At 75.3% G+C, this 2,718-nt stretch carries 3 protein-coding genes; all 3 read right to left on the reverse strand.

All coding sequences use genetic code 11. The features are described from left to right. Window positions 1-1,514, reverse strand: a 1,514-nt coding sequence (locus H5J30_RS26075) for an ATP-dependent DNA ligase (protein WP_181789791.1), incomplete at its 3' end; no start/stop codon positions are given. A gap of 56 nt (window positions 1,515-1,570) precedes the next feature. Further along, window positions 1,571-2,083: a hemerythrin domain-containing protein gene (locus H5J30_RS26080; protein ID WP_181789792.1), complete on the reverse strand. Its 513-nt coding sequence runs from the start codon at window positions 2,081-2,083 to the stop codon at window positions 1,571-1,573. A gap of 133 nt (window positions 2,084-2,216) precedes the next feature. Next, a partial coding sequence (locus H5J30_RS26085) for an LLM class flavin-dependent oxidoreductase (RefSeq protein ID WP_181789793.1) occupies window positions 2,217-2,718 on the reverse strand: 502 nt, incomplete at its 5' end.

Raw genomic sequence — 2,718 nt, forward strand, 5'->3', positions numbered from 1 at the left:
GACGCCACCGTGTCCGCCTCCGCCGCCGTCTTGTCGTCCCGGTACCGCACCACGCGCGCGAACCGCAGCGTCACCCCCTCCGGGTAGCGCGGCGAGCGCTGCACCCCGTCGAACGCGATCTCCACCACCAGCTCCGGCACCACCACCACCCCCCAGTCCTTGTGCGCCACCGCCAGCTCCTGCAGCCGCTCCGTCTGCCACGCCAGCAGCGCGTCCGTCATCCCCTTGAACGTCTTGCCGAGCATCGCGAACGAGCCGTCCTCGCGCCGGGCGCCGAGGTGCAGGTTCGACAGCGTGCCCGTACGCCGCCCGTGGCCCCACTCCGCCGCCAGCACCACCAGGTCCAGCGTGTGCACCGGCTTCACCTTCAGCCACGCCGCCCCGCGGCGGCCCGCGCTGTACTCCGAGTCCAGCGCCTTGACGACGACGCCCTCGTGGCCCCGCGCCAGCGTCGCGGCGGTGAACTCCCGCGCCGCCGCCCGCTGCTCCGCGTCCCCGGGGTCGGGCACCTCGATCCGCCGCACGCGGCGCGGCGCGGGCGTGATCCGGGCCAGCTCGGTGTGGCGCTCGCGCACCGGGGCGGTCAGCAGGTCGCGGCCGTCGACGGCGAGCAGGTCGAAGAAGACCGGATACACCGGCAGCGTCTCCTGCGCCCCCGCCACGTCGACCCGGGAGCCCACCCGGCCGGCGACCTCCTGGAAGGGGCGCGGGTCACCGCCCTCGCCGAGCGCGATCACCTCGCCGTCGAGCACGGCCGACGCCGCGCTCAGCTCGTGGGCGGCGGTGACGACCTCGGGGAGCCGGTCGGTGATCTCGTCGAGCGTGCGGGTGTAGATCCGTACGTCGTCGCCGTCGCGGTGCACCTGCACCCGGATGCCGTCGAGCTTCTCCTCCACCGCGCACGGGCCGAGCTTGCCGATCGCCTCGTCGACGTCCTTCGCGGACTGCGCGAGCATCGGCTGCACGGGGCTGCCGACCGACAGCCGGAAGTCCGCCAGCGCCTCCGGACCGCGGGAGAGCACCGCCTCGGCGACCGTACCCACGGAACCTGCGAGCATCACCGCGCGCCGCACCCGCGCCGGGTCGGTGTCCACCGCGGCGGCCAGGCCCTCGGCCGCGAGCGCGTCCAGCGCGCCCTGCCGCAGCTCGCCGCCGATCAGCCCGGCGAGGAACCGCTGCTCCTCCGTCGTGGCGGCGCCCAGCAACTCGTGCAGCAGCCGGCGCCGCTCGGCCTGCGCGCCCTTGCCGGAGACGGCGGCGATGGCGTCGAAGGCGTCGTGCACCTCGCGCACGGTCAGCCGCGGCTGCCGGGCGGCCGGGGGCGCGTCCTTCAGCGCGCTCCAGCCCACGCCGGTCCTGCGCTGCGGCAGCCGCCCCGCCAGATACGTGACCACGAGGGGCGCGTCGGCGGGCTCGGCCTCGCGGAACACCGCGGCGAGCAGCGCGGTCTTCTCCGTACGGGCCCGGGTGGCGGCGATCTCCCGCGAGGTACGGGCGAGGTCGGCGAAGAGCATGCCCCCATCGTCACCCACCCCGCTGACATCCGCTCCGCGACGGCCGCCGGGCCGGGTCAGCCGCCGCCCATGAACCTGCCCAGCGGCGCCACCAGCTCGTCCTCCTCGTACGACAGATGCGACAGCAGCGCCTCTGCCAGCAGGTCGACCGCGCCGCGCAGCTCCGCCGTCCCCTCCGGGTCCGCGACGAAGGCGACCAGCGCGCGGTCGACGCGCTCCAGCACGTCGTGTATGACGAGGTGCTCCTCCGACAGCCGGTCGAGCACGGGCGCGAGCCGCGGGTCGAACCGGCGCAGCTGCGGGAACAGCTGCTGGTCCTCGGTGGTGTGGTGGAGGGTGACGAACCGGCAGTACGCGGCGCAGTGGGCGCCGAGGGACCAGTTGTTCTGCCGCAGGGTCATCGTCGCTATGTGCGAGCGGGCGGCGGAGGCGGTGAGGGTGCCGCCGGCCACCTGGACGACCAGCTCGCGCAGCCGCTCCAGCTCGTCGCGCAGGTGGTCGTGGACCTCGACCAGGTGGTGGCCCGCGGAGACGTCCTCGCCGGGGCGGGCCGCGCGGGCCCCGGGCACGGTGGGACGGGTGCTCTCGTTCCAGAGCGGTGCTCTCGAAGTGGATCGCTGCTCTCGCCCGGCCGTACCGGACGGACCGCCGTCACCCCGCTGACCCGGCACCCGGGCCCCCTCCCGCTCGCCGTACACCTGCTCAGGCACCGCGCCCACGCTCCCCGGCGACCAGTTCGCGCACGGCCGGGGCGATCTCGCCGACGAAGCGCTCGATCTCCTGCGGGTCGCCGGTCATCAGCAGGAACGTGCCCGTGCCGTACGACAGCGCGAACTCCGCGAGCTGCTCCGCCGGGTGCTCCTGGCCGAGGTTGAGCAGCCGCCGCACGTCCCCGGGCGCACGCCCCGCCGCCACCGCGGCCTCGTCGATCACGGCGTTGCCCTCGGCGAGCGCGGCGGGCGAGTCGAAGTACGGCAGCGAGGGCAGCCACCCGTCCGCCGCGCGGCCGACGAGGCGCAGCATCCGCGGCTTGTACGCGCCGAGCCAGATCTGCATGTCGTGCGCCGGCCGCGGCCCGCGCTTGGCGCCCTGCACTTGGTAGTGCCGCCCGTCGAAGCGGATCCCGCCGCGGGTGTCGGTGTCCCACGTCTCGCGGATGATCCGGATCCCCTCGTCCAGCGCCTCGACGGCCTCGCCCGGCGAG

The organism is Streptomyces phytophilus (assembly GCF_013870535.1).
GTDB classification, from domain to species: domain Bacteria; phylum Actinomycetota; class Actinomycetes; order Streptomycetales; family Streptomycetaceae; genus Streptomyces; species Streptomyces phytophilus.